The following is a 985-nucleotide window of genomic DNA, read 5'->3' as shown; positions in this document are numbered from 1 at the left end:
CATTAATAGCAATATTTACATTTGGGGAGTAACTAATGGAAAAAACAATGTAAATAAGAAGAAATGGGAAAAAATTACAAAGGGAGATGTAACACTTTTTCGAAAACTGGCGGCATCTTTGCTAAAGCAGTAACAACAATGAAGTTTAACAATTATGATCTCGCTAAGAACCTTTGGGGAGTAGATGAAAATAACAATACATGGGAAAATATATACTTAGTTACAGATATAGAAATGATTGATGTTTCTTACGATAGATTAAACAAAATTCTCGGATATAAAGATAATTATGTAATACAAGGACTGCAAGTTTTGGATGAAATAAAGAGCAACAAGTTATTTGAAGTACTAGAGTTGTATAATTACAGTCTCAACGAGCCTGTTTCGATTGATGATTATAAGAACACATTAAGTAATTTGGAAAATGCCGATAAACTTGATACAGAATATATGGCGCGAAGGAGGAAAGAACAATCTTTTTTACGTAATTACTTATTTGGGAACGATAAATATTTTGAATGCGGGATATGCGGCGAAAAATTCCCGATAGATATGCTCATTACTGCACATATAAAAAAAAGAAGTTACTGCTCTAATGATGAGAAGCTAGATTATAAAAATATTGTAATGCCGATGTGCAAGTTAGGATGTGACGACCTTTATGAAAAAGGATACATATTTGTAGATGGAAGCGGAAATATTTCTTTAAACAGGGATAGACCAATTACTCAGAAAATATCACAGTATGTCGATCCAATTATCGGAAAAAGATGTAAATATTATAATGAACAAAGCAGTAAGTATTTTAAAGCAAATGTTGATAGACATAAAATAGAGGTGTAAGTATGTATAGTGAAATCGTTGATATGATTATCAAGTTCCGAGATGATAGAAATTGGCAGCAGTTCCATAATCCAAAAGACCTTGCATTATCAATTTCTTTAGAAGCTGCAGAGCTACTTGAAGTTTTTCAATGGAGCGGTGG

Annotated in this window: 1 protein-coding gene; it reads left to right on the top strand. The window is 31.9% G+C overall.

Features of this window, described 5'->3' with window-relative positions; translation table 11 throughout:
* The first annotated feature begins 138 nt into the window (after window positions 1-138).
* The gene (locus GVV20_RS10590) at window positions 139-843 is read left to right on the top strand and encodes an HNH endonuclease (protein ID WP_159740283.1); all 705 of its coding nucleotides are present in this window, start codon (window positions 139-141) and stop codon (window positions 841-843) included.
* Window positions 844-985: the final 142 nt, after the last annotated feature.

The sequence above is a fragment of the Erysipelothrix aquatica genome, assembly GCF_009828775.2.
Classification (GTDB): domain Bacteria; phylum Bacillota_I; class Bacilli_A; order Erysipelotrichales; family Erysipelotrichaceae; genus Erysipelothrix; species Erysipelothrix aquatica.
Note: the sequence above shows the minus strand (reverse complement) of the source record. Positions and strands in the feature narration are given on the sequence as shown.

What these genes read in the sequence shown, in the direction of transcription:
- GVV20_RS10590 (WP_159740283.1), top strand. Translation starts at nt 139, where the DNA reads ATGAAGTTTAACAATTATGATCTCGCTAAGAACCTTTGGGGAGTAGAT.